Raw genomic sequence first — 24,435 nt, 5'->3', positions numbered from 1 at the left:
TTCATCGCAATTCGGCGGCGGATTTGGCGGCTCGGGCCCCGTGGTGCCTTCGCACGGGATTCGCACAAAACACAAGCGTGGTAGCCCCACGGCCGCATAGGGCCGCAGCGTCATGCCGTTGTCCAGCGACCCGGCCACGGACTAGCATCGGCCAGGCCGAGAGCATGGTGTCGCCGAGCCGTTCACGGCCAGCCCGAGCGCACCCGCCCCTGCTCGGCATAGCTGCTGGTGTGAGGTGCCCCGCATGCAGGTCCAGGTAGGGCTTGAGGTATCTGTTCTCCTGTGGCACCAAGTAGGCTGACCCGCGTCAGGTTGAAGGCGCCTTTGGCCTGCGCCGCATAGCCGGAAAAGGCGATGTTGACTGCCACATGCAGGACCATTCGCCGCCGATCACGAGGAAGGCGACAAAGTCCAGCAGGAAGGCCAGGCCCAGGCTCCAGGCTGCCAGGCCCTTGGCGGCGCTGAAGGCGGCTGCGTGGCGGCGTGCGGCGAAAAGCCGGGCGGCGCCGGAAAGGCACAGCGTGCTCATCAGCAATTGGTGGCGATGATTGCGCAGTAGCCAGCACCTGCAGTTGCGGGGCTGTGATGGCGCGCCGCGCAGCCGGTTGTCCGGGAACAACACGGTGAAGGTGCGAAGCACGGCGTGCGCGCCAATGTGATCTGCCCCGGATTCGTGCGCACGCCGCGGGTGGAAAAGCAGGTCCCCGAGCAGGCCAGGACACTTGGCATCTCCGAGGAAGAGGTGGTGAGAACGTCATGCTCAAGGAGACGGTGGATGGCGAGTTCACCAGCACCGATGACATGGCACGCGTTGCCCTGCTGTTCGCGGCCCATTCGACCAACGCGCTCACTGGGCAGTCGCTGGTGGTGAGCCACGGCTGGTTCATGCAGTAGCGCGGGCCCCGGGCCAAGCAGGCCCAGCCATGTTAAGCGCGCGAGGTGTCGTCGTTGCGCCGATGCTGCGCGCCTAGAAAGAAGGCATTGACCGCCAGTGGGACGTGGGCGGCCGAATGCATGGCGCCCGGCACGATGTCCAGGCGGTTGTCCACGCCGACAGCGCGCAGCAGATGCTGCACAAAGCGCGCGCTCCATGCGCGACGCACCCGATTCGTTGAAGCCCTCGGCGTACAGCGGGCTGAGCGGCGCCACCACGATGCCGTCGCCGCGGTCTTCTGCGATCACCGCAAGCGCTCTAGGCTCGCCCAGTCGACGGACTGTCCGAAGCGCTGCGCCAGATCGCGCACGCCGACGAACTGATCCTTCGACGGCCAGCGGCGGTTGCTGCTATCGAGCATGAAACGCAAGGAGGCACGCCATGGGTCGCCACGATCCAGTTGCTGGCTGCGAGTCTCGCGCCGTCCGTCGAGATGCTGGGACTCGCGCGGCCGGCCAACGAGGGAACGCTACCGCGCCAGCTCCGCTGGTTCATGGAAGAGCACCTGGCAGAGGAAGACCTGGGCGCCGACCGCATCTGTGCGCACTTCCAAATTTCTCGCTCGACGCTCTACCGCCTATGCAGCGCTGCTACTTCGGACGCCTGGCGGCCGACAACGGCTTCAAGAGCGCGACGCACTTCAGCCGCGCCTTCCGTGCGAAGTCTGGCCACAGCCCGCGCGAGACCCGCGAAGGCCGTGCGTGACGGGTTCGCGCACCGGCGTCTTTGCCGCTGCGCGAATCGACCTTCGGCCGCTGGCTATCCTCTGCGCCCGTCGCGGCCTGAGCCTAGGGAAGGTCTGAACAAGTCCACCGATCACGCCGTCAGACGTTGAACGCGGCAAAGGGGTCGCCACGATGAATCAACTGAGCTTCTCGGACGCGGAGTACGCCGGCAAGAGGAAGAAGACACGGCGCGAAGTCTTCCTCGAAGAGATGGAATTGGTGGTGCCATGGGAGGCGTTGCTGAAGGTCATCGAGCCGTTCCACCCCGTGGCGGGTCGGGGCCGCAGGCCCTACCTGCTGGAATCGATGTTGCGCGTGCACCTGATGCAGAACTGGTTCGCATTGAGCGACCCGGCGATGGAGGAAGCGCTGTACGAGATCACCTCGCTGCGCAACTTCGCCGGGCTCAACCTGAGCGAGCCGATCCCCGATGAGACGACGATCCTGAACTTCCGGCACATGCTGGAGGAGTACGACCTGGCCGAAGACATCCTCAAGCAGGTCAATGCGCACCTTGCGCGCAAAGGCTTGCTGCTCAAGCGAGGCAGCATCGTGGATGCCACGATCATCGCGGCACCCAGTTCGACGAAGAACGCCGAAGGTCAGCGCGATCCCGAGATGCACCAGACCAAGAAGGGCAATGAGTGGCACTTCGGAATGAAGGCGCATACAGGCGTCGACGCCGACAGCGGCCTGGTCCATACGGTCACTACCACCGCAGCCAACGAAGCCGACGTGGAGCAAGTGGCACAGCTGCTGCACGGCAAGGAAGAACACGTCTGGGCCGACTCCGGCTACCGGGGAGCCCAGAGCCGCGTGGACCGAGAAGACCTGCATTGGCACATTGCTGCACGGCCCAGCGACATTGCCAAGATGCCCGAGGGCAGAGCAAAGACGCGGGTGCAGAAGGAAGAACATCGCAAGGCCAGCGTACGTGCGAAAGTCGAGCATCCGTTTCGCGTGATCAAGCGCCAGTTCGGCCTGCTGAAGGTGCGCTACCGCGGGCTGCAGAAGAACACGGGGCATCTCCTGACACTGTTCGCGCTGTCGAATCTTTGGATGGCGCGTAGGCAGTTGATGGCGATGAAGGGAGCAGTCCGTCCGCAGACAGCATGAGCGCCGAGCGAGGCGCCCTAAACCCGTTCAGGGAGGAGATCGCATCATGAATTCATCGAGCCTTCGCGACATACGCGCGCCTAGTCGGCTCGGGTTTTCGAGTTGTTCAGACCTTCCCTAGTGCAGGAGAGATGCTTAAGCCCTGCCTCAGGCGGGACAGCGATGCTTCGCGCAGGCTGGATCAGGCCGACCTGTCGAACGTACAACCCTCCTTACTTCGAGAGCACTGACCGATGATGGATATCGAACGCACCGTGGCCGAGGCTCGCGCCCTGGCGACCGAGAATCAAGCACTGCGCAGCGACGCCCGCACACGCGCCAGGCTGCTGTGGCAACTGATAGAGGAACGAGACAACTGGAAGCGTTGCCAGGCAGACATGGCGCGTCAACTGGAAAGCGCTAAGGCGGAGGTGAAAACAGCCCATGCAGTCGCAGAGTGCTACCGTCACCAGGCTGTGGTCAGCAAACTCGAGAAGCTGGATGCAGCACGTCGCCTTGCGGCTCGTCCTGGGCCCACTTCACTCCACGCGACCGAGGTGATCGAACAGCAGGCGACCCGCAGGTGACAGGAGATGTTCCTCGCGGCAACAGACGACGAAGCGCCGGCGCGACCACGCATCCAGTAGGATCACGCGCGATCCGGCTGAACTGTCAAGGGGCTCGGTGTGGCCTCGCGCGGAATTACTGGGTCAGGATTCCATGGAAATCAACACTACGCAAGATCCCACTGCGCCGAATGCATTGCGGACAGGAAGTGCTTGCGGTCGTGAAGTTGCTCCGATGGCTGCAATGCACCACGCTTCCGCGACACTGCCTCGAGTGGGTCCTTCGACAGGAAGCGCTCCAATTCATTCGTTGCCCCAGAACGACCCGCCGGCCTGGATGCGCTCGTCGCATTCGGTAATGAAGTATTGGGAAGTAGTGCCGATCGACACATGCCCCAGGTTGTTTTGCATCACCTGAAGTGGCACCGGCGAGTGACCTTCGCGACCCTGTAGCGCATGAGATCCATGGGTGTGCCGGATCCAGTGAACGCTGGCTTTTCGGAATCGATCCGCATCGCGGCCTTCCAACCCTTCAGCCGCTTTCGCAAGAAAGGTCTTCATGGCCTGGTACAGGCCGGACGCCGACCACGCTACTGGTCTAGGTGGTGTGAAACGCGCCAGTATCTCTATCTCTCGGTTGCTCTCGGCCTGCACGTGACGCGCAAAGCCGTGGCGCGCCAATTCGTCACCGAACTCGTCCACGAGTTCGGTGGGCACGGGCACCTGGCGCGTGCGTCCGCTCTTGCCCACGACGTGCAGCAGCCACCCGGCCTCCGCGCTGCGGCGGTCTCCGCGGACCTCCGTCTGCTCGAGGTCTTCACACTTCGCTTGCGTGATCTCGGCCAACCGTAACCCGGTCGCATAGAGCCAACGCATGCCGCGCCGAAGCCGCCGTCTGTGCTCGGTGTCGCCATGCGCCTTCAGTAAGCTTTCAATGTGATCCCATTGCGCGAAGCTCAGCGTCCGGGCCGAACCCAGCGGGCGCTGCGGCAACGGCGCGGGCGCCACCGCCGCCAACGGATTGCCAACCAAATAGCCTTGGCTCACGAGGAAGCCGAACAGGCCACGGAGAATGCCCATTGATTGGCGCAGTGCCGCCGGCGACAGCGGCCCCTCCAGCGGCCGCCACAGCGGCGACCATCGCTGCGTGTGCCGCGGCCCGCACCAACTTGCGGGCGGATCGGCCAGAAAGTGCCTGAACGCCAGTGCGTCTTCCACGGTGAGTGAGGACAGCGCCTTCTTGCGTTCCAGGACGGACCACAACAGCAAACGCTCGGCTTCCTTTCGGTAAGAGCGTTGGGTCGCGGACAGATCCTTTCCATCCGGTGCCGGGCGCTTGGACGCCAGCCAGGCGCCGATCGCTTCGTGGTCATTGCCGGCGATGAGCAGGCATCGCTCCGGTGGACCTCTGAAGCGCCCGGCGCGGCCGTCGAGCTCCGCCGGCAGAATGAATTTTTCATAGGGGACAAGGGCCGTGGCCGCAGGGACGACGGCGGCCAAGGTCGCTGGGGCCAACAGCGTGCGCGGCCGCGCCACGTGCGCGCCCAGGCGCAGACCCAGCACGTCTTCGTTGGCGCGAAGCCAATCCACGATGCGCGCCGCCTTCAGGGCGCCGACCCCGGGCACCTGCACCCACCAGCGCGCACCGATGCCGTTGATATGGCGCACGAGCCCATCCAGGGTCGGCAGGCCCGCTCGCTCCAGCCGCCTGGCCAGGGTCGGGTGAATCCATGCACTCACACCGTCGCCAGGACGTGGATCACGCACCACCAGGTCCTGCAGCCAGCGCAACGCTTCGAGTTGGTGGTCGATGAGACGTGCGCGCCGCGAGAGTTGCGCCCGGCCGCCCTGCCCTCGCCCGCTTGCGCCGCGCGTTGGCGCCTGTCCCGCGCCCGGATACGCGGCGTCATACGCCTGGATCTGCTCGGCCTCGCTGAAATCCTCCATGCCATGCGCGGCGGCGAACTCGGCCAGGCTCGGTGGCGCCTTGGCCGCCGGCACCGCAGAAAACCGCTGCGGATCCATCAGGATGAGCTTGGCCGTCCCCGGCCGGTTTTCGCGCCGGGCGGCGGCCGCGAACTCGTCGCGGATCCATGCGATGGTCCGGCGAATGGTGCGCAAGTCGGCGCCCTCGCCTTCCATTCGCAGGTAGCGGTCCCAACTCGCGCGTTCATCCAGACCCTGGGCCAGCGCCCGCATGAAGGCGAAGTGGCCGCGATGAAGCTTTCGGGGGGGCGTCTTGGCGCGGCTCAAGGGTTCATCTCTCCCTGACCTGGCTCGCTCATTCGCGCGCCTGCGGCGGCGCGCGATGCGCGGTCATCGTCTCGCGTTCCGCATCGGGCGACGACGGCCTCCAGAACTGCCACCAGCGCCGCACAGGCCGCGGCGGATCTTGCGCCAGGGCCGCCATCTGGCGCGGGCGCTGGCGCCGGCGCTGCTCCACTTCCAGCGCATGCGCAATCCCGAAGGCTTCTCGGTTGCCGCGCAAGGCCTGGGCGCGCCAAGCGGCGGCTAGGCGCTCAAGTTCGGTGTCGTCAATGTGGGCGAGCGCCGGCGGCGCGCGGTGCGTGGTCATGATCTCAATGATGAGCGAACGCCGTCTCTCGTTGACAAGAATGGCGACGGGTCCCTACGCTGGATTTTGTACACGGCGAAGGCGGTCAAAGCCGCGCGATCTCGTCCGATGATAACCAGAATAATCATCAATGCAGAAAATCAACGCTCCAGGAGCCTGTCAAGCATCGCCTGGGTTAGTTTTCCTTTGTAATCAATGAGTTAGTAGCGGGAGCTGTCTCTAGAAGTAGGTTGAGGTACTGAGTGCAACCGATCTAATTGTCAGATGTTTGCGCTTACTTTGAAACCGGGGAGTTCAAGGCATCGGACATCCGCACCGGCAACGTTCAGCCGTCAGGTCAACATCCTCGGCGAGCCCACGGTGTGCCAAATGCGGTGGCTCGCTTCATGGCTCATGGGCTCCTAGAACAAAAAGGTCATTCGTTAGAGTGAGCGCTCACGTTACATTTACTGCGGGCGGCGACAACCACCCGGAAGTCATTGCCGCAGCGCCTCCCCCTTGCGTGTTGTCAGCTCTTCATGCCCAGGAAGGCGTCTATCAGCTTGACGAGCTTTCGGCGTTGAGCCTCGTCCATCGCGTGATCGAAAGACAGCGTCACCCTGCTCTTCCGGTCCGTCGTCAGCGACGCTGCGCGCTTGCCCTCTTCGTCCTTCCATTCGATCGCCGCGCCTGGCCCGGCCGCGCGCCCGTCGCCCTTGCGCGTTAGGATCGCGAACACTTCTGCAGGTGACGGCTTTTGATCCCGTGCAAGCAACTCCCGGGAGGTTTGAAGCAAGCCTTCGGGGTCCTTCTGGTGCGCGTCCTTCAATGGCGTAGCCCATCTGAACTGTAGGTTCAAGGGCGAGCCGAATGCGCGAACCACGTCAGCGGGCAGTTTCGCGAGCGCCATGGCTCGACTGATATTGCTCATGTCCCGGTCAATGGCCGCAGCCAACTGCTTGGCCGAGGGGAACAGCCCCTGCTCCAGCGCCCGCATGTACATCACGCCCTGCTCCCAGGCCGACAGATCCTCACGCTCGCGGTTTTCGCGCTCCATCTCCACAAAGAGCTCCGAATCCCCCATATGGTTCTGGATCAGCGCGAGCACCGGCAGGCCCAGTTCCAGACACGCCCGGTGGCGGCGGTGACCATACACGATCTCCAGATGCGGCTTGCCCGGTTCGGCACCGGCCAGTGGCCTGAGCTTGATCGGCTGGACGTTTCCGCCCGCGCTGGCGATCTCGTCTTTCAAGCGAGCGAAAGCCGGCGTCCGGAAGTGCGACTCGTCGCGGTTGGCCCACTTGGAAGCAACGATCTGCGCAGGATCGATTCGCTTGGCAACCTGCGCGCCGTCGAACTCGGAGACGCGCTCACGCAGCTGCACCACCTCCCGGTGCACCTCAGACTGTTCGGTCATGAATGCCAACATCGATCCCGGGCCGGTTCTTGGCGCTGTGATGGGAGTCGGCATTGGCGCAGGCGCCACCTGCTCAACCAGGCGATTCGGTGGCTCGCCTGCGGTCACGGCTCCGTCGAGTTGAACCGCCCCTTCGGTCGCGTCGACCTTGCGCTGGGACGGCAGATTTGCAGTGACGCTGAACGCGCGCTTCACGAGATTCTTATTTGCCATTGCGAAACTCCTCTTGCCATTGCTTCTTCTGGCGAAGACAGCCAGGAAGATTGAACCCGCCCTGTCCGGGACGCTGTCGACGCCGCACGCTAGCCGTCAGGAAAGGTTTGCACGGTGCAAACCCCAGCAGCAAACACGGGCGATCGCTCGGCTTGGCGCCACCACCACGCTCACCTCGGACCGATGAGCACCCTGGGTACAGGTGCTTCGATCGACTGGGGTTTGCACCGTGCAAACCCCTTGGGCGGACCGGAGTTCCGGACATCCGCACGCGAAGCGAAGTTCGCGCCTGCGCGCTCACGCACTGCCCTTCAATCGCGTTCGCTCCGGGCATACCAGTGCAGTGAAGCGTCGCGCTGGGGCGCGAAGCCACAGCCCGTATCACCAAGTGACCGCGCTCAATGCGTCGCCGACACTTCTTTAAGACGGCGGGGGTTTTGCACCGTGCAAACTCCTGCCCAGCGGTGCCCTTACGGCTTTGCGTGAAGCCGACTGAGGACCAGGATTCAGCCTCCTGAAGCGTGACTTTCGAGGGGGTTTGCACGGTGCAAACCCCCTCGCAACTCGAACAAATGTGGGCGCCCTCAGGTACCGAAATCACGTGCCGCAGACCCTTCATGCTTCGACCCGTACTGAGGGGGTTGCACCGTGCAAACCCCCTGCCCCCGCCGCCGGCATTTGCCTGGCCCAGGCATTGCGGATCGACACTTCAATGTGCTGCACGAACAGGTCGTAGGCATCGCGCGCGCGCTTGTACGTCTTGTCCTTGGCGTCTCCCGCCTCACTGTCGTACACGGTCCCAAAGCCGGATGACTTCTGCGAAGCGATGGAAGTCCGGGGAATTTCCAGCGGGAGAACCTTTTCCTTGTAGGTCGCACCGATCCACTCACGCACCGCGTCCGCAGTCGTCGATGCCCCACGACCGGCCTTCGGCGGAACCCGCGAAAGCAGGATATTGATGAAATCAAAACTCTTGGTCTGCCCCCGCGACTCCAGCATCGATTCGGTCAGGTCGGAAAAGAGCGACCAAAACTGCGTCGACGACGCGAAGTCCAAGGTCTCCGGCGGAAGCGGCATGATGATTCCGTTGGCCGCCATGAGCGCATTGATCGTCAGATAAGACAGGGCAGGGGGGCTGTCGATGATGATGACGTCATAGTCTGCGCGCACGTCATCGATTCCGAGGTCCAGCACCTTGTAGAACTCAAAGCCGGACAGGCCTTCCTTCCCCTGCCGCGACGGCAGCATGAACTCCGCATCAAAAAGCGAGGAGGCCGCCGGCACCAGATCCAGTCCGTCCCAGTAGGTGCTGCGAATCAGAGGACGTACCGTTGTCGACGACCCGTCGGCCAGCGACATGATCGTGTCCTTGGCTTCAATCTCGACATCCGGAAGGATCCCGAAAAGAGTCGTCAAAGAAGCCTGCGGATCGGTGTCGATCACCAGGACCTTGTGGCCCAGCAGCGTCAGCCCTTGGGCCAGAGTCATCGCCGTGGTGGTCTTGGTCGTGCCGCCCTTGAAGTTGGCGATCGAGATTGTCACGGCCTCGGCACCCGGCGGACGCAGCACATCCTTGCGGTAGTCGCGAACCCACTGGCGGGTCTCGGCGAGATCGAACAGGCGCTTGCGGCCATTGGACACCAACGTCCCGGAAGGCATATCCTTGCGGCTCGCAACCCTGTGCGCGAACGAACCCCGGGACGAGGCCTCGCACAAGGTGGCGACCTGATCCGCACTGAAGGTCGGGGAGGCCTTGCGAACCATTGGCGCCAACATGGCGGATCGGATGCTTGAGAGCATCTCCGCAGCATCCTCTGCTTGTTGATGAACACCGGCCAGCGTGATCTGTGGTCGAATTTCCATGTGTGATCGTGTTGATGTTTGACGCCGCGATTGTGCGTGTTGGACGTGTTTTGCGCAAACAGGCGAAGTCTCGTCCAAACTTGTGCTCCTCTTTCCTGAAAAAGCTCCGCAGCCGCCAGGCTGGGTATTTATTAGAGTCAAACTCCTTCAACTCCTTTAAGTCTTTGTGCGGGAAAAATCTATTATAAATCAATGACTTAACAGATAAATTGGAGACTTCCCAGTGGCTCCTGGAGCTTTTCCAGTCGGGTGCAGAGTGGATACGGTTCCGTGTGGAGGCATCCCGGGAACCACCCGGAGTGGATTCGGTTAGGACGCGGATGGGGTTCCAGAACCGGCCCAAACCGGCTGTCCGACGCAGAAATCGCACTGGAAACGCCGCAAGGCGGAGCTTTTACGGTTGGCCTTTCCTCGCGCAACGGGTCGCGAGACTGCCGACAAGTGGAGCTTTTTCAGTGAACCGGAAGTGGAGACGGCGATCTCGACACGTGAATCGCCGTCTCACATGAACGCAGCGGTGCGTTACATTCCTCCCATGGCTTCAGAGGCGTCCCGAGAACCGGCTTTTCCTGCGCGCAGCGTGGCACCGCTGCTCAAGCCCGTGTTCTCGCTCGCGCTCGTTCCGCAGAACAACAAGATCACTGCGTTGGGCCGGCGAACCTGGAACGTGCTGCTGCACATGGCCCAAGACCAGGGTCTGGAGCGCGAGACCTTCCGGGCTGCTCTCACCGACATCGTGAAGGGCCTGGACTACAACAGCGGCGACATGAAGATCATCAAGACGCATCTGCGCTCGATGGTTTCAACCCTGGTCGAGTGGCAGTCACCGACCTCGGGGGAGTGGCAGACCTGGGACGTGTGCGGGATGCTTTCGCACGCCAGACTGACCAAGGAGCGCGGACAGATCTTCGTCGAGTGGTCCTATGCGGTGAACATGCGCAACGAGCTGCTGGATCCCGAAATCTTCGCGAAGCTCTCCCTGGACATCATTTCCCAATTGGGTTCGCATCCCTCGGTGGCGCTCTATGAGATCTGCTCGCGCTACCTCGGCGTGGGACAGACGGCGCGCAAGCCCTGGACATGGTGGCGGCCGGTTCTGCTGGGACGGCCGGACGACGAGCGCCTGCAGCGGCTTGAGTACCGCATCTTCAAACGCGACACATTGCGCCCCGCCATTTCGGAGATCAATGCGCTGGCGGACATCGAGATAGAGATGCTCGAGTTCAAAGCCGGCAGGTTCGTCTCGGACCTGCAGTTCACGGTCCGAAAAAAACCGCAGCGCGTCCTGGCGCTCCAACAGCGCACAGCCGCCGAGCCCGTCGACGTGGGCGTTCTTGCCAGTGCCGAACGATTGGGCATCGATCACTCCCGCATCGAGCGGCTGATCGAGGAATTCGGCGACTCAGCGGTCGCCACGGCAATCGAGGCAGTGGAGAAGAGGGCCGCCAGCGCATTTCCCGAGCCCCTGCGCGATCCGCTGCGCTATCTGAAGAGCGTGCTGCCCGGCCATGCGGCCGCGCAGGCCGAGGTGCTCGAAAAGGTCGAGGCTGCTCAAACGACGCAGCAGGTGCAGCTGCAGCCCAGCGAGCGCCTCGCCCAATGGGAGAAGAAGTGGCTGGTCGAGCGCATCGAGAGACTCGCTGCCGAAATCGCCGCACTTCCAGAGCCGCGCCAGGCAGAGTTGGTGGACAGCCTGCACGAGAGCCTGCTAAAGCGCAATGCGCATCCTGCCGTCATTCAGCGTCTGCTGGGCAAAGGTTGGATGCACCCGATGGTGCGACACGAAATGGTCAGCTTCTATGCCGTCGGTGCCTACGGGCCGCAATGGGACAAGCCGACGGACAAGGAACTCTTGGTCATTGCGTCCGGCCCAGGATCCTGACCTGCGCGGCGATGCCACCTTGCACACGCACGCAGTTGTACGAACGACGGTGCTGACCGTCGGCCTTGATCTAGTGGAGGAAAGGGCAGGGAAGACGCTTGCGGTCGAACGGCTTGATGTGCGGACAGTGTCCGGAGTGCCAGGCATCTCGCCCCCCCGGTCCGCACGGGCGCCTCGGCCGTTGTCCAATACAGCTCGGGCCGGAAAGTACCGAGATCCTTAGCGCTCCAAGAGAGCTTCTTCCGTCGCCACCGATGTCTCCGCGATGCGCACAAAGCCCTAAGTTGGAGCCCCTTACCGGTGCGATGCCAAGTCGTTGATCTATGGAGGTGCCTTGTGTGCAGGAGCCCCAAGATCCCCCAAGTTCTCCCCGAAGAATCGCGGGATTGGCAACGCGGCGTGGCATCACTGCGGCGCAGGTCATCGCTGGGACGGCACTGTGCAGAACGCTTTGCCACGCGCTGGGTCACCTGTGATCCAGTTCGCGCGGATCGCCTCGAGGCAGGAGAGGGAACCGGGTGGAGGAGGGGAGGGCTTGCCTGTGTGCCTTGACGCTACTCGTCGTTCTCGCGTTAAAGGCTCTGCGCCCGCCCCGAAGGGGCGTGCTCGGCGCGTGGCCGCGCGCCTGCGGCGGCCTTGAGCGCTGCGCTGCGACGGGGAGAGCAGGAGGCACGCAGGCAATCCCGCCTGCGCTATTTCTTCCAGGAGTGCCTCTGATGAACAACTACACCCCGACCGAGCAGCGCGTGGTCGATCAATTGCGTCTATTCCTCGGCAAGGATGCGCCGGCCGGGCGCGAGTCGGCGCACCCCGCGTACCGGCTGTTGGCCGCCGGCCTGGCCCTGGCGCAGGAAGTGCTGATCGAGCCGGTGCGCAGCAAGCCGATCTTCGATTCGCCCCAGGCCGTGGAGGACTACTTGACACTGCACTTCGCAGGGCAGGGCCACGAATCCTTCGTGGTGCTCTACTTCGACGCTCAACTTTGCCTGATCGCCGTGCAGGAACTCATTCGGGGCACGATCACGCAAACGAGCGTGTATCCGCGGGAGGTGCTTCGGGAAGCGCTCAGGCACGGGGCTGCTGGAATTCTGTGCAGCCATTGCCACCCAAGTCAAAGTTGCGAGCCGTCTCGGGCCGATGAGCTGCTCGCCTCTGCGCTCCAGGACGCGCTGAAATGCATCGACGTGCGAGTGATCGACCACATCGTCGTGGCCGGCCCGCGCACTCGCGCGTTTGCGAAAAGCGGCCTGCTCTAAAGGTCATCGCGCATCACAACGCGGGGCGAAGGGTTGGGGCCCCGCACGTGGACGTGCGTTGGTCATGCGCTGCGCGATATGGCAAGATGAACGACGCGCGTTCCAACACAACCTTGGCAATGGCAACTGCAGTGGTTGGTGCGTGTGTTACTTTGTCTCCTCCACCATTTCGAGGTGGACTGGTCCCCGCGGCGCAGGTTGCGGGGACTTTTTGTTTCTGGGTCCTTGCGCCTCAAGAACGGTCCAGCGGCGATCCACCGGCGATGCGACTGCCGTGTGCGGCCAGGAGTTGCCATCGACCGTCACGCCACGCCCATACGCGCGTGAAGCGGAACGCCCCCTCGAATCGACGGCCACCCTGACGGCCCGCCAGATCCAGCCGCACCGTCACCACTGCGGCGTCCGCCAAAGGGCGGACCGTGCGGTCCGAAGCCCGCACCTGCTCGAAGACCAGGTCGCGCCGGCGATGCAAGGCCAGATCGTCGACCTTGGACACCCGTTGGCCATGGTTGCCGGTGAACATCAAATCCTCGGCGAGCAACTGGTCGAGCGCCTCGACGTCGCCAGCGCGCATCGCCGCATCGAGCCGATCCTCGAGCGCGAGGATGGCTGCCATCGCGGTCGAGATCGCATCGGTCGGGGCCGGGTCGCAAGCGAAGTCCATGTTTTCCATGCCAGCGCAATCTAACCCACCTGGTCGAATTGAACCTTCGCGGTGGACGACGCGAGCGCGGTCGTCGCAGGCCGGGCTGCCCGCGGGCGCAGGGGGCCGGCTGATCAGCGCACTTTGCGCGTGTGTTCTGATCTGCTCGGCCTGTTCTGTGGGCCTCGTGCATCTCCATTGACATCGCCGGGCTTGTCTTGCCCGGCTTTCATCAGATCGCGGCGCGTTTGGACGGCCGCTTGCATGGCCGGTCCGCGTAGCTTGCGGCGCCGGGCACGGCGCTGCATTTCGGCCCGCCTCTTCTTCGACTCGTCTTCGACGTCTGGCTCGCGCGCGGCTTCGCCACCGCCAGCGGTCCCTGGACTGCGATCGCTTGCGCTCGCCCTTCGTGCGTCCGAGGCGGCACTGCGCCGCAGAAGGCCACGCCATGTCCGCAGGTCCTCTTCATCTCTTGCTTCGCGCCTCCGATCCTGAACACCGCGGGCTTTCCCCCTGCACCCCCGAAGACTCACGGAAAGCAGTTCTTCATCGATCCGAACGCCACCTTCCGAGGAGATCCACATGCCGTTGATCCGCGAGCGCCTGCTCGAGCCGCAGGCCTACTACGAAAGCCAGGACCTGGTGCTCGCGGGCAAGGGCCGCCTAGTGCACCACCCGCTGCACGTTCGTCCCTGTCGCTGCAGCAGGAGGTCCAGCACCGGGGCACCGGTGGTCTTCGCCGAGCAGGCCGCCCAGACGGCGGGTCCGAAGGGCGCATCGGTCGCCAAGGAGCGAGCCTGAGGGCCGGCGATGCAGGCCTTCTTTCTCGCATGAATTCACGGGCGAGCGGCCATGCGCCAGGAGAGCGGGTGTGACCCTCGTGCTGGCCCTTGGATGGTCGACCTGTTGTAGGACCGTCTTGCGGACCGATGCGGCATTGAGGTCAGAATGCGGTCCCATGACTCAACTTGCCAGTGTCCTCAGAGCCGAGATCGTGCGCGTCGCCCGCAAGGAAGCGCGTGCCGAGATCGAGAGCCTCAAAAAAGCCAGCACTCAGCACCGCAGCGCGATCGCGCAGTTGCGGCGGGAGGTGGCGGAGCTTCAAAAGCAGCTACGGCAGGCAGGCCGCGAAACGGCCCGCCAGACGGCTCGCCAGTTGGCCTCCGCTTCGCGCCCGGCGGCTCCCGACGCACCGGGCGCGCCCGACGCGACGCCACGACGCTTCAGCGCGAGCCGGCTTGCAGCGCATCGCGCCAAGCTCGGCATCTCCGCTGCCGCCTACGGCCAGCTCGTGGGCATCGGCGGGCAGACTATCTTCAACTGGGAGCAGGGCAAGTCGCGGCCGAACGCGCAGCAACTGCAGCAACTGGCCGCCGTTCGCGCGCTCAGCAAGCGCGAGACGCTTGAGTAACTGGCCGCGCGTTAGCCACGCGGCGCCTGGACGCCGCAGCCAAAGATGGGGACCACTAGGCTCACGGGAACTACCGGAGCTCAGCGGCCATTCGCTCGTCTGAGCCGGACCAGTTGGTCGGCTTCCTCGGCCTTGCACTCGGCGGCGAACTGGGCATACAGGATGTCGATCTGGCGGCGCCAGGCCGCCTCGGCGGTGCTGTCCTTACCCTTCGCCGCTACCTGCACTTCGCATGCGCTACTGTTGTGGCCAGGCGGGTAGAAGGACAATTGCAATCGTTGGCGCTCTGCATATGCACGGGCCAACAGTCTCCTCGAACTGCTTGAACGAGCGGGTTACAAAGCGAGCCTCGCGTCGATCGATAGGGCTCTGACGGCACTACATTTGGCAAGGAGAGACCAGCTTGAATGGTGACTTCGCCAGATCGGTCGCACACACCCAGAGCTTGAACTCGTGCATGGAGAGCGCCTGACGTTCGAGCAGCAGCGCCACCGTCGACGCTGGTGCAGCGTTGTCAAGCGACATCAGCAACGAACCCCCCATGTTGCCTCACCGCACAATGTTACCGACGCATGAGCTGTTCGGATCGCTGCCTGGCGGTGGTCAACGCGAAGCGTTGTCCACGGCCCGTCCTATTTGAAGTTGTTTTATTGTTCTATCGCCAGGCGCGCAGCGCCTGGCCCCCTTACAGCGCTGCAAACTCAGTCGCCGTAGATCCGCGCGCATCTGTCTCGAGACGGCATTGATCAATCCACTGCCGGATTGCGTCGGCCCGCCATACTGCGAGAGCACGTTGGACTGTTCGCAGGTGCTTGTCGGTGAACGTTCCTGCTGGCGCAAGTTCTCGCAGCCGCTGGAGAATCTCCACAGCCGTCAGCCCCGGTTGTCGCTGCAGCCAACTGCGCGCTTGGTCTTCGTAGTTGTCGAGCATGCGCGCCTTCTTCGGTATCGGCTTGCGCCGTCTGTAGGGGCGTCGATGGATCACTCGCTGCTCGCCACTTCGGGCTGAGGGTGTCGCCGCGGCGAGGTCCTTGAAGACATCGACGGTGCTCGCATTCGATGCGTCCACGCCGCGTTGGTCGACACGACGCCCCAAGTCCTCTTGTGCGGCCCGAATTTCGTCCAGGAGCACGACAGGATCGACCGTCGCCAGTACGTGCGCCAGACTCGCCTTGACCTCGGAGCTGACCGCAGCATGCGCCAACACTCGGGCTGGCCGGCGGAACGGGCGGGTGGTATCGCTTGACGACCTTGGCGCCGATGCGCGACTTGCTGCGCAGCTTGAACGACGGTTGCAAAACGTTCGTGTCGATGCGAGCCGCGGCGTACAGCCTGGTCAATGCGCGCACGGCCTCCAGCCCTTCGAAGCGGCCATAGCCGACCAGCCTACGCACGATGGCGCCATTCTTCTGCTCGACCCAGGCTTGATCGTTCTTCCGGTAGGCCCGCGCCCGAGTGACCTCGAGGCCTTGCGCAGTGCACCATCCCACGACACGATCGTTCATGAAGACGCTGTCGTTGTCGAAGTCGACGCCGCGCATGGGGAATGGAAACAGTGTGCGAGCCCTGTCGATGGCATCGATGACCAGCGTGCTGTCGCGCGTGAGCACCGGCACGCATTCTGTCCAGCCTGTGGCGACGTCGGTGAGAACCAGTGTTTGGATGAAGTTGCCCGCCAGCTGAGGCCCACAATGTGCAACGAAGTCGACTTCCAGGTAGCCAGGCGCGGGGTCGCCCCAGTCGCCGAAGGTACGGACCGGGACCGCACGGCGGACAGCCGAGCTCTGCCCGGCAGCACGACGTCGGCCCTTGCTCGCGGCGAGCCGCAGCGACGCAAGAAGCCGGTCGATGGTGGCCGCACTGACAGCGAGCAATTGCGCGTGCAAGTTCGCATCGTTGCTGATCCGGCCATGTCGAATCATGGCCGGCAGCAATGCCGGGATCATGACCTTCAGGCGTTTCGAGCAGACGCGGTCTGAGACCTCCCAGAGTGCTCCCAGAGCATCCCGCACGGCCGGTCCGTATCGAACGCTGGGATTGCGTTCCTTCGGCGACGCAGGCGGTTTGGACAACAAGCGGATGCAGTGCTTGCGGTGGTAGCCGGTGATCGCCTCGAACTCATCAAGGATCGTGCTCCGCTCGTCCTTAGAGCCCAACCGGTATCGAGCGCCTACTGCGTCGATCAATTCCTTGCGTGTTGCCATGCTCACTTGCCTCGTCACGTTCGGGTGCTCCGGCCGGCCAATCCAGCAGGTCGCACGTTACGTGAGGCTCATGGCGGGTCACCCGGTAGCACTTCGGGTGAGTCAATGCGGGGGTTGGTTTGTCGTGTCGCCTGACAGCGTTGCGCGCGTGACGAAGAGCGCCAGCGATATATCCCTTTGCGGAAGTTCCCGACCATTTGCCTCAAAGGCGGCAATCAGTCGCTGATAGAAAGGGCAACTTGCGTGGCGACCCAGGGTTTCATCGGACATAAACTTGCTTGGCAAAGCTGCTGCTCCGGCCGTCCACGTACGCTTGGCGACTTGGCACCTAGTGGGAATCGCACTGGCCCTTGGTGGCGCTTTCCGCGTACAGCAGGCGGGCCTCTCGCATTTGGGGCAATCGTTCGTCGAACTCGGCGCGCACGGACACTCCAACGACATCTCGCAACAGGGCCAACTTGGCAAGCATGGCATCCATCCGCACGAGTTGCTCGGCGTAAGCGGCGTATTCACTAATAGGAATCATCGCGGCACAACACTGTGCATGAAAGATCGGTAACCCGATTGCAACGAGCCTGAAAAATGTGCGCCGTCAGCGAACGCTACCGAGGCAGGAGCCATATCGTCGGCATAACAAGCTGGACTAAGACCGCGGCCCCGGCTCTTGCCTCCTCATTTACACGAGTTCGTTCTTGAAATCTGGCAGACGCCTATATGGCGCGGGCTATGCCCAGGTTTTTCGCGTTGGCAAAGCTTGCCTTCAAGTCGCTAGGGACTTAGTGCCTTTGCCAGGCGTCATTTGGTTTGCAGAACTCATTGGCGAGCCGCAAGCGCAGTTGAAGGCCCGCACGCATCTATATCGTCTCCCTATCCGGAAAGATCGACGGGTGAGTAAAAGCTCGACGACCCGAATCTCCAGATATTCTGGACGGCTTGTTCTGGTTGCGATTGAATTTGTTGTTCAATTTAATCTGAAAGCATGAAGATGTCGAATGCTATTGTTTCTTGGGTTTCACCTTTGACCTGGAAAATATTGCCGACAGTTTGATTAAAAATTACGCGTCGAGTTCGGGTTTCGGTTAACTCCTGAGTGTAATTTCAAAAAATGGTCAAGCGAGATCATTGGAAATTGCAATGCCGAATCGGTTCAATGCGATTGGTCGAGATTAGAGATATTTGATCGACCTTTGGGTTGCTTTGTTTTTGAGATTTTCCATCGCGATTGACCCGGTTGGAGTTGGACGGCATCGCAGCCTCTTTGATGTCGCATTTAAGTAAAATTTGGCCAATTCTCGCATTCACCGGGGCACGAAGAGTTGCGACATCAACTGACAGAGATCAGGTCGGCGCGAGCGTTATCAACCGGAGTTATTGCAAGGTTCGCGAGGGCGTTATCCAAGCTCACTTTTTGATCGAAATTTCGCGTTCATCCCCACGTTACTGCAAGAAGTGGATGCAAGGTTCGAATCGACGCATGTTCAGCCTTCCCGGACAGGACAGGGTGCGGACGATGAAGCCGTTTGCATAGGCGAGTAGATGCCCTCGTCAGCCGCCGGTCCCAGATCAACAACCGGCGGGGATGCCCTCCCTAACTCATTTCCCGGCGTATCCGAAATTTGTCGAACTTAGCGTAGTCCATCCGTTGCCTTTTGGGGAATGCTGATTTTTTTGAATCAGCGCCGCATGCGATTTAAATTTGCTTCTGCGACGGCTCGAAGCAGATGTTTATGGGGCGGTTCGCATCAACCTGACGCCCCAAAGCAATCATGAGTTCAAAATCCGAGAACTCGAGAATTCTCGAGGACAAAGAATCATCTGAGCAATACCAGCATTCCTTGGATTGGCTCCATTCAACCCAACTGGAATTCGGCCTCGAGTCCCGGCCTCAGCAAACGCCTGTCGCGCACTCTCATGAAGATATTCCACTCGGATGCCGGGCAGGGGCACGAATGGTGATGGATGAAGAAATGACATCGACTGGCGACGATGCAATCCATCAGTCCTTCATCTTGAAAATGCAAAGTATTGCAACGGAAATTGCATCGATTGCCGATGATCAAAATGAAGTTGGTCAATTGCCAGAATTATCGAGTGCGGATCAATTGCTGGAGCAATCCATTCAAAAGGATCGCGACGAGGAGCAGCAACGTGGAGTGGAGTCCGCACAATTTCTTTGGTTTCCAACAGATGGCGAGCAAGCGAAATCCGAGCCCCAGTCGCAGGTCGCCGCGACTGTCTTGGAGAAATTCGCCGCGGAGTTGACGTGCATGCGGTGCGGGCACATCGGTGCCATGCCACTGGGTATTGCCGGGCGGCATAGATGCATTGCTTGCGAGGCCTTGTGTGCCGGCGCATTGGCCGAGTTCGCCGCACGGATCGAGCGCCACGGAAGTGCCTTGCCTGTTGGGGACACCAAGGGGAAGGTTCAGCTCTTCGAGTTGCGTGACGTGATCTCACGCGTTCAATCACTGGATGAGCGGGACAAGGATGTCCGTGACCGCATGCGCGACACGCTCTTCAGACTAACCATGTCCGGGGAGTGGCGGCCCCTCGGATCGACCCAGACGTCCTGGCGGACGGCCATAGATGACCTAGTCGAGCGACACCCGAACTTCTCCCAGTGCATCGACGAGAACCTACGGCCTGCGATGGCGATTCGGGCAGCGGGTGGTCGGGCAAGCCCGCCACCCATCTTGTTGCTAGGCAAGCCAGGGGTGGGCAAGAGCCATTTCGCGTCCGCACTAGGCCAATGCCTGGGCGTGCCCGCGCTCAAGGTGGACATGGCGAGCGCCCAAAGCGGCTCGACGCTGGCTGGATCGTCGACCTTCTGGTCCAACAGCGCGCCGGGGATGCTCTTTGAGACGCTGGCGTTTGGCGCCGAGGGACTGCCCGCCCGTGCCGATCCGGTTGTTTTTCTCGATGAAGTGGACAAGGCAAGCGGCGATTCTCGATACAGCCCACTGGGGCCGCTCTACAGCCTCCTGGAAGCCGGGTCGGCGCGCAAGTTTACGGACGAGGCCCTGCCGGGGTTGCCTCTGGATGCCAGCTACGTGCGCTGGGTCCTTGCGGCCAATTCGACCGAGAGCATCCCAGCACCGCTCCTGAGTCGAGTCCAGATCTTCGAGATCGAGGAGCCGACGCCGGCAGCGAGGCGCGAACTGCTGCGCCGGATCTTTGCTGGCGTGGTGGGCGATGCATCTCTCGGTGGGTTCGAGATGACTGTGCCGGACGCAGTCCTGGATGCCCATGTCGCGACCGGCCTTCGGACATTCAAGAGGCTTTCCCTGGCGGCCATCGGGCGCGCGCTCGAAGGAGGGTGTACGGCCGTACGGGAAGAACACTTCGCGACGTCGGAGCATTTGCTCGGAGTTGTCCATGGTCGCCCCAGGATCGGGTTTCTCTGATGCGCCGCGGCCAAGACGAAACGCGACCGGAACAAGCGGATTGGCATTCGAGTCTTTGCAGGTACGCAGCACCATGACCAGCGTCCTCATCATCGTGACTTGGCTTCAGCTCGGAGGGCCCCAGGTGAGCATGCAGACGTTCGAGACGCGCCTGAGGTGCGAAGTTGCGCGCGACGCTGCCGGCCAGATGCTCATTGGGCAGGCCCGCAGCAATCTTGCGGGGTCGCATGAGCTTAAGCCAGTCACCGAGGCCGAACCTGGTCGCGGTCGATCATTGAGTTTACGAACGTCCACGCCGGCAGGGAATTGGCCCGACTGCAGTGCCTGTAGTGCCCAAGGACCCGGCCTGCCCCAACGACTCCAGCAACAATCCAGAAGGACCTCGCAATTGCCCGCCGATCTGTTGAACGACAAGCATCTCCGTCAATTTCTGAAGGCGTACGCGGAGCGGACGCCGCCGCTCAACACCAGCTCGACCAGCAAGCGCCAGTTGTACCTCGGGCTCGACTTTGACGGCGTTTTGCACCATGCCCTCTGCGGGCCGCGCATTGATCAATGCCAAATGTTCGGCTCGGGAGAGATCAACGGAATCCAGTTCCTTGCGTCGCTACTACTGAAAGTGCAAGGCGACCGCAACCGCGACTGCGACCTAGGGGTACCGTTCGACCGCACCCATGCCCTCGCCGACGCGTTGGACGCGAGCCCCGCGGACGTGCGCATCGTCATCGCCACGTCGTGGCGGCTACAGATCGCATTTGACGACCTCGTGTCGCTGATGCCTGCGCGGCTAGCGCGACGTGTGGTGGGGATGCTCGATCTGGACAGCGAGCTTGACGCAAACGGATTTAGCGTCCCTGGCGCACGTGGGCATCTAATGGCCCGGTGGATAGCGCAGCACGCCCCCAAAAGCCACTGGATCGCACTGGATGACATGCCGGAGCACTGGGCCGATCACCCGGACCGGCTCGTCCAGACTCACATGTCCGGACTCGGCGAAAGCGCCCTGATGGCGTTGCGTACGCTCATGGAAAATTTCGCCCTGACGCCGGCCGCTTGATGAGGCTGCGTGTCTGAAGGGCGGTGCTTCTCGGCTGCCGGAGGTTTAAATACCTGGATGAACTTGCGCGACTCGGCGTGCACCCGCACCAGCGAAGGATTCCGTGTTGACACGGCCAATGGCCGGGAGAACTTGGCCTTTGCGCGATTGTTGTTGCGACTGGTCCAAACGACCTGCGCATTGAGGTGGTACTCGGACACGGAGCCGTCTTGGTCAATCGCAGAGGCCGTGATCCAGTGCCGCGCCACAAGGCGCTGAACTACGGCATCAATTTCGCTTTCGTCAATCTGCACGAGTGTGGCCAGATCCGCTCGGCTGATCACGAGTTCGTTGTGATCGCTGACGAACGCAATGAACATGATCAAAGCGGTCAGAGCCGGGCCATCTTGAGGCGCCCACTCACTCACGTTCAGCAGTGCATCGCAGTCAATCTGGACTCGCCTGGGGCTACCTGTCGCAGCAGCGACGGCACCGGGACCTTTCGAACTTGGGTTGTTGGGCCGACTGATAGATTGCGGTGGCGTTGAGCTAGGCATGTGATCTCCCTGGAAGAATGTTGTGCCTTCAATCTACAGGCAAATCACGATGCGCTTCTTGAAAGTGCCGGTGGCGAGCCCGTTCCGACTCGAAATTGCCACCGCGCTTGAGATTTCGATGTTGCAAGCCGGCGGCGCTGGAGAAGGTCGGGCTCGTCCACCGTGAAGACAAGAAGGCCTCGCAAGGCGTCACGCCAACAGGCGCCGGCCGACCGCCCGTGTCTGGAGACGCGATGGGCGTCGGACTTCCTTGGCGCTGATCGTCAGCGATCACCCAAAACTTCGAACGCGAATGGACTGCGTCTGCGCAGCTTCGATCCCGAAGTTACGCACGCGTGGTGCTCGGTAACGAGATCGACACGCACCGGTCTTCGTGGGTGATACCACGCCGAGCGCCTAAGGAACTGCGTGCCCGAGGGGCTTCGCGAGCGCAACATGCGCAAGCGTATGCATCGAAGTCGGATACTAGCTCGATGTCGCACTTCGCGTTCGAATCTTGATGTGCGCTCGGTGGGTCGAGTCAATCTCGGAACCTCGCACACGGAGAGCATCCCCCAATCTCGATCGCGAAGCTACGAAGTGCCTTCGAGGGTTGTGGCGTGTGAATTTGGCGGCAAAACTCAAACGCCACATGTCCGCAAGCGAACACTGCGTATTAGGAAGCTCCGGTGACGAATCGTTTTGAGTTCGGAGTTTTGCGCGTCAGTGATGGTGACAGCCGTTTCGGCCCGGGGGGACCGCGCCGCAACTTCGCATACGAAGAGTCCGCAGACGGTATACGCTCGTGAAGGTTTCGCGATCGAATCTGCGTCGTTGCCGAGCCATGAAAAAGGGGCCGGATGGCCCCTTGGAAACGCGAAACCCCGGCGTCGACGTCAGCTTCCGGTGCGGAACGCAAAGGACTTGCTGAATGCGCCGCTGCCGTTGTTGTTGATTGCCGGATTGATGCCGCTCGGTCCCGCGCCATCCGCCTTGGCCGTTTGGTTTGTGCCTTCCAGCGTGACGATGTAGTCGGTATTCGGAAGGAGCGAGGTCGCCGGCATGATCACAGCTTGATGGATGTCCAATGAGCCGCTGGTATCAGTGCCCTTGTTCAGCACTGGCAGCAGGGTGACCTCGGTGGCGTCACCCTTCTTCTTGATCGAGGCCGAGGTGATCGTGAGGTACTGGCCTTCACGCACTTGGACGACGATTGGCTGGCCGATCGGGTTGGTGCTGAGATCACGGCCCGGCACCGGGTTCGGGCTTTCACCGCGCAGCTCAAAGGCCGTGCCGGTCGTGCCTTCGCACGGATAGGTCTGCACCGCCCCGCCGTCGGGTAGTTGGGCCTTGAAGCCCTGCTGGTAGCCACTATTGATTTGCACGATGGAGCGTGGGCCGTAGGTTCCCGTTGTGCCCGCCTCGTCGCTACCCATAACGGAGATGCCAACGTCCAGGGAGCCGGCGACCAGACCGAGGGCGTGGTAGGGCGCCGACAGAAGGTTGCGGACGCCCTGTTCGCCACGCTCGGTGAGGACGTTGGCGTTCGTGCCGAACGTGTCCGTGTTGGCGTCGCGAATCACCGCGTAGCTGTAGCCTGCTGCCAGAGCGCGATCGCCGGGGCCATTGCCCGTGGCAAACGCCTCGGAGGTGTTCTGGTAGTGGCCGGCCGCGTTGTTGCGTAGCAGGTAGTTGGCATGGCCGCGAGCCATGGCATCCAGCTGCACCTGTTGGGCCAACTGACCAAAGCCGCAACGACTTCGTTCGGCGTTGAGCAGTTCCAACGCGGCCTTTTCTTCCGCATTTGTGTAGGTGGTTGCGGGGACAACCGCCACCAACGTCGAGGAGGTGTCGGCGACTTGTCCGGCCGCCGGCGGATGTTCTGTGGGAGTCTCCGTGTCGGCCTTCGTTTGACCGTTGCCTGCGCTGCTGCCACCGCCTCCGCACGCCGTCAGGGCTAGCGCGGCAATCGTTGCTAGGGTGGCGATGAGTACGTTGCTCTTCATGCTTGTCGTGTTTCCTTGGTGTTGTTGCTTGTCATCGAAGCAGCGGTCGCGGCCTCGATGACAAACTGTAGAACCGCCGCTCGAGACCAGGAAAATAAGCAGCATTGGCGCGTTGCGTGATTTCCCGCCTGCAAACAGGGCACTGATCGCCTGCCTGAGGCTGCGGCTTAGTTGCCCCAGGATCTTCGGATCCTCTATTTCAGACGGGGTTGCCGCAAATGCAAGGTAGCTACCCGCGCTCGCGGCGCGGCAGGGTCCAACACAGATGCCTTGGGTCAGCACTGGTGGCGGCGGGAGTCGCCTAGTCCTGCGTGCGGGAAGTTCGGTGTGGTGGCAACGGGGATAGAGGCGAGGCATGGATCGAAGACCGACCTGGGGCTGCATTTTTTCGGACCTATGTATCAATGCGACCTCGCAACACTCAGCACGCTGATGAACGAGAAGTCATTGCGAATAATGCCCAAGTCGCCTTTCCTAGCCTGCGCCGCCGGTCGCGCGCAGATCTGCTTTCTCGGATCCGCAATTTGATGAAGCTTCTTCGTGTTCACGCATCAAGGCGTCAATACCGGCTCTTCTTATCGCTAGAATGAGTGGTCGCTAACCTGTTCGCCAGATGACCAATATCCAGTCCATCGATTTTTCAAGCTATAACACTGACGTGCTCAAGTGCATGCTCTCTCTAGCCGCCGA

Annotated in this window: 21 protein-coding genes and 1 pseudogene; 10 read left to right on the top strand and 12 right to left on the bottom strand. The window is 62.2% G+C overall.

Going from position 1 to position 24,435, the window contains the following annotated elements:
- Positions 1-307: 307 nt before the first annotated feature.
- Positions 308-529 carry a DUF2165 family protein gene (locus BM345_RS18505; protein ID WP_093381829.1) on the bottom strand — a complete coding sequence of 74 codons (222 nt, stop codon included), beginning with the start codon at positions 527-529 and terminating at the stop codon, positions 308-310.
- Positions 530-625: 96 nt separating this feature from the next.
- Between BM345_RS18505 and BM345_RS18500 the strand changes: the two are divergent.
- Positions 626-894: pseudogene (locus BM345_RS18500) on the top strand (SDR family oxidoreductase); the annotation flags it as partial.
- 32 nt (positions 895-926) lie between these two features.
- Here the strand turns inward: BM345_RS18500 and BM345_RS30170 are convergent.
- Positions 927-1,076, bottom strand: coding sequence for a hypothetical protein (locus BM345_RS30170; protein WP_175545050.1), 150 nt, complete (start codon positions 1,074-1,076; stop codon positions 927-929).
- A 102-nt stretch (positions 1,077-1,178) separates the two neighbouring features.
- Positions 1,179-1,304 (bottom strand): hypothetical protein, encoded by a 126-nt coding sequence (locus BM345_RS30780; RefSeq protein WP_302847575.1) that lies wholly within the window; start codon positions 1,302-1,304, stop codon positions 1,179-1,181.
- Positions 1,305-1,513: 209 nt separating this feature from the next.
- On the opposite strand from BM345_RS30780, the gene BM345_RS30775 reads away from it, so the two are divergent.
- The 3 genes from BM345_RS30775 to BM345_RS18490 all read left to right on the top strand — a co-directional run bounded on the left by BM345_RS30775 (position 1,514) and on the right by BM345_RS18490 (position 3,341).
- Positions 1,514-1,639 (top strand): helix-turn-helix domain-containing protein, encoded by a 126-nt coding sequence (locus BM345_RS30775; RefSeq protein ID WP_302847573.1) that lies wholly within the window; start codon positions 1,514-1,516, stop codon positions 1,637-1,639.
- 152 nt (positions 1,640-1,791) lie between these two features.
- On the top strand, positions 1,792-2,775 hold the full coding sequence (locus BM345_RS18495; RefSeq protein ID WP_093381828.1) for an IS5 family transposase: 984 nt from the start codon (positions 1,792-1,794) through the stop codon (positions 2,773-2,775).
- A 233-nt stretch (positions 2,776-3,008) separates the two neighbouring features.
- Positions 3,009-3,341 (top strand): hypothetical protein, encoded by a 333-nt coding sequence (locus BM345_RS18490; protein ID WP_093381827.1) that lies wholly within the window; start codon positions 3,009-3,011, stop codon positions 3,339-3,341.
- A gap of 282 nt (positions 3,342-3,623) precedes the next feature.
- On the opposite strand, the gene BM345_RS18485 is transcribed toward BM345_RS18490, so the two are convergent.
- From BM345_RS18485 to BM345_RS18470, 4 genes are all read right to left on the bottom strand, one after another.
- A complete protein-coding gene (locus BM345_RS18485; protein ID WP_254789800.1) occupies positions 3,624-5,573 on the bottom strand; it encodes a site-specific integrase in 1,950 nt (649 codons plus the stop codon).
- A gap of 28 nt (positions 5,574-5,601) precedes the next feature.
- Positions 5,602-5,895, bottom strand: coding sequence for a hypothetical protein (locus BM345_RS18480; protein ID WP_093381826.1), 294 nt, complete (start codon positions 5,893-5,895; stop codon positions 5,602-5,604).
- Positions 5,896-6,403: 508 nt separating this feature from the next.
- Positions 6,404-7,504, bottom strand: a complete 1,101-nt coding sequence (locus BM345_RS18475; RefSeq protein WP_093381824.1) for a ParB/RepB/Spo0J family partition protein — start codon at positions 7,502-7,504, stop codon at positions 6,404-6,406.
- Between the two features lie 615 nt (positions 7,505-8,119).
- Complete coding sequence (locus BM345_RS18470; RefSeq protein ID WP_217654002.1) at positions 8,120-9,367, bottom strand: AAA family ATPase; 1,248 nt, start codon at positions 9,365-9,367, stop codon at positions 8,120-8,122.
- A 505-nt stretch (positions 9,368-9,872) separates the two neighbouring features.
- On the opposite strand from BM345_RS18470, the gene BM345_RS18465 reads away from it, so the two are divergent.
- Positions 9,873-11,249, top strand: a complete 1,377-nt coding sequence (locus BM345_RS18465) for a replication initiation protein (protein ID WP_093381821.1) — start codon at positions 9,873-9,875, stop codon at positions 11,247-11,249.
- A gap of 716 nt (positions 11,250-11,965) precedes the next feature.
- Entirely contained in the window at positions 11,966-12,505 is a 540-nt protein-coding gene (locus BM345_RS18460; protein ID WP_093381819.1) for a JAB domain-containing protein, read from the top strand.
- A 232-nt stretch (positions 12,506-12,737) separates the two neighbouring features.
- On the opposite strand, the gene BM345_RS30165 is transcribed toward BM345_RS18460, so the two are convergent.
- Complete coding sequence (locus BM345_RS30165) at positions 12,738-13,178, bottom strand: nuclear transport factor 2 family protein (protein WP_175545049.1); 441 nt, start codon at positions 13,176-13,178, stop codon at positions 12,738-12,740.
- A gap of 552 nt (positions 13,179-13,730) precedes the next feature.
- Between BM345_RS30165 and BM345_RS18450 the strand changes: the two genes are divergently transcribed.
- On the top strand, positions 13,731-13,949 hold the full coding sequence (locus tag BM345_RS18450) for a hypothetical protein (RefSeq protein ID WP_093381816.1): 219 nt from the start codon (positions 13,731-13,733) through the stop codon (positions 13,947-13,949).
- 157 nt (positions 13,950-14,106) lie between these two features.
- Positions 14,107-14,559, top strand: a complete 453-nt coding sequence (locus tag BM345_RS18445; RefSeq protein WP_093381815.1) for a helix-turn-helix domain-containing protein — start codon at positions 14,107-14,109, stop codon at positions 14,557-14,559.
- Positions 14,560-14,639: 80 nt separating this feature from the next.
- Here BM345_RS18445 and BM345_RS18440 read toward each other — a convergent pair whose 3' ends face one another.
- Together BM345_RS18440 and BM345_RS18435 are read right to left on the bottom strand one after the other, a co-directional pair.
- Complete coding sequence (locus BM345_RS18440; protein WP_093381814.1) at positions 14,640-14,828, bottom strand: hypothetical protein; 189 nt, start codon at positions 14,826-14,828, stop codon at positions 14,640-14,642.
- A 477-nt stretch (positions 14,829-15,305) separates the two neighbouring features.
- On the bottom strand, positions 15,306-16,763 hold the full coding sequence (locus tag BM345_RS18435; RefSeq protein WP_217654001.1) for an integrase catalytic domain-containing protein: 1,458 nt from the start codon (positions 16,761-16,763) through the stop codon (positions 15,306-15,308).
- Between the two features lie 1,766 nt (positions 16,764-18,529).
- On the opposite strand from BM345_RS18435, the gene BM345_RS18425 reads away from it, so the two are divergent.
- Together BM345_RS18425 and BM345_RS18420 are read left to right on the top strand one after the other, a co-directional pair.
- Positions 18,530-20,167 (top strand): AAA family ATPase, encoded by a 1,638-nt coding sequence (locus BM345_RS18425; protein ID WP_093381812.1) that lies wholly within the window; start codon positions 18,530-18,532, stop codon positions 20,165-20,167.
- A gap of 388 nt (positions 20,168-20,555) precedes the next feature.
- A complete protein-coding gene (locus BM345_RS18420) occupies positions 20,556-21,224 on the top strand; it encodes an HAD domain-containing protein (protein WP_093381811.1) in 669 nt (222 codons plus the stop codon).
- On the opposite strand, the gene BM345_RS29740 is transcribed toward BM345_RS18420, so the two are convergent.
- Positions 21,143-21,589: a hypothetical protein gene (locus tag BM345_RS29740; RefSeq protein WP_139237552.1), complete on the bottom strand. Its 447-nt coding sequence runs from the start codon at positions 21,587-21,589 to the stop codon at positions 21,143-21,145. The genes BM345_RS18420 and BM345_RS29740 overlap by 82 nt on opposite strands.
- 1,046 nt (positions 21,590-22,635) lie before the next feature.
- Positions 22,636-23,745 (bottom strand): CAP domain-containing protein, encoded by a 1,110-nt coding sequence (locus tag BM345_RS18415; RefSeq protein ID WP_139237551.1) that lies wholly within the window; start codon positions 23,743-23,745, stop codon positions 22,636-22,638.
- Positions 23,746-24,435: the final 690 nt, after the last annotated feature.

The organism is Variovorax sp. OV329, assembly GCF_900114785.1.
Classification (GTDB): domain Bacteria; phylum Pseudomonadota; class Gammaproteobacteria; order Burkholderiales; family Burkholderiaceae_C; genus Variovorax.
The sequence above is the reverse complement of the archived record's forward strand: the minus strand, read 5'-3'. Positions and strand labels throughout refer to the sequence as shown.

Coding starts and splice junctions, on each gene's coding strand:
- BM345_RS18505 (WP_093381829.1), bottom strand. CDS start 529: ATGAGCACGCTGTGCCTTTCCGGCGCCGCCCGGCTTTTCGCCGCACGC.
- BM345_RS30775 (WP_302847573.1), top strand. CDS start 1,514: ATGCAGCGCTGCTACTTCGGACGCCTGGCGGCCGACAACGGCTTCAAG.
- BM345_RS18495 (WP_093381828.1), top strand. CDS start 1,792: ATGAATCAACTGAGCTTCTCGGACGCGGAGTACGCCGGCAAGAGGAAG.
- BM345_RS18490 (WP_093381827.1), top strand. CDS start 3,009: ATGATGGATATCGAACGCACCGTGGCCGAGGCTCGCGCCCTGGCGACC.
- BM345_RS18480 (WP_093381826.1), bottom strand. CDS start 5,895: ATGACCACGCACCGCGCGCCGCCGGCGCTCGCCCACATTGACGACACC.
- BM345_RS18475 (WP_093381824.1), bottom strand. CDS start 7,504: ATGGCAAATAAGAATCTCGTGAAGCGCGCGTTCAGCGTCACTGCAAAT.
- BM345_RS18470 (WP_217654002.1), bottom strand. CDS start 9,367: ATGGAAATTCGACCACAGATCACGCTGGCCGGTGTTCATCAACAAGCA.
- BM345_RS18465 (WP_093381821.1), top strand. CDS start 9,873: ATGAACGCAGCGGTGCGTTACATTCCTCCCATGGCTTCAGAGGCGTCC.
- BM345_RS18460 (WP_093381819.1), top strand. CDS start 11,966: ATGAACAACTACACCCCGACCGAGCAGCGCGTGGTCGATCAATTGCGT.
- BM345_RS30165 (WP_175545049.1), bottom strand. CDS start 13,178: ATGGAAAACATGGACTTCGCTTGCGACCCGGCCCCGACCGATGCGATC.
- BM345_RS18450 (WP_093381816.1), top strand. CDS start 13,731: ATGCCGTTGATCCGCGAGCGCCTGCTCGAGCCGCAGGCCTACTACGAA.
- BM345_RS18445 (WP_093381815.1), top strand. CDS start 14,107: ATGACTCAACTTGCCAGTGTCCTCAGAGCCGAGATCGTGCGCGTCGCC.
- BM345_RS18435 (WP_217654001.1), bottom strand. CDS start 16,763: ATGGCAACACGCAAGGAATTGATCGACGCAGTAGGCGCTCGATACCGG.
- BM345_RS18425 (WP_093381812.1), top strand. CDS start 18,530: ATGAGTTCAAAATCCGAGAACTCGAGAATTCTCGAGGACAAAGAATCA.
- BM345_RS18415 (WP_139237551.1), bottom strand. CDS start 23,745: ATGAAGAGCAACGTACTCATCGCCACCCTAGCAACGATTGCCGCGCTA.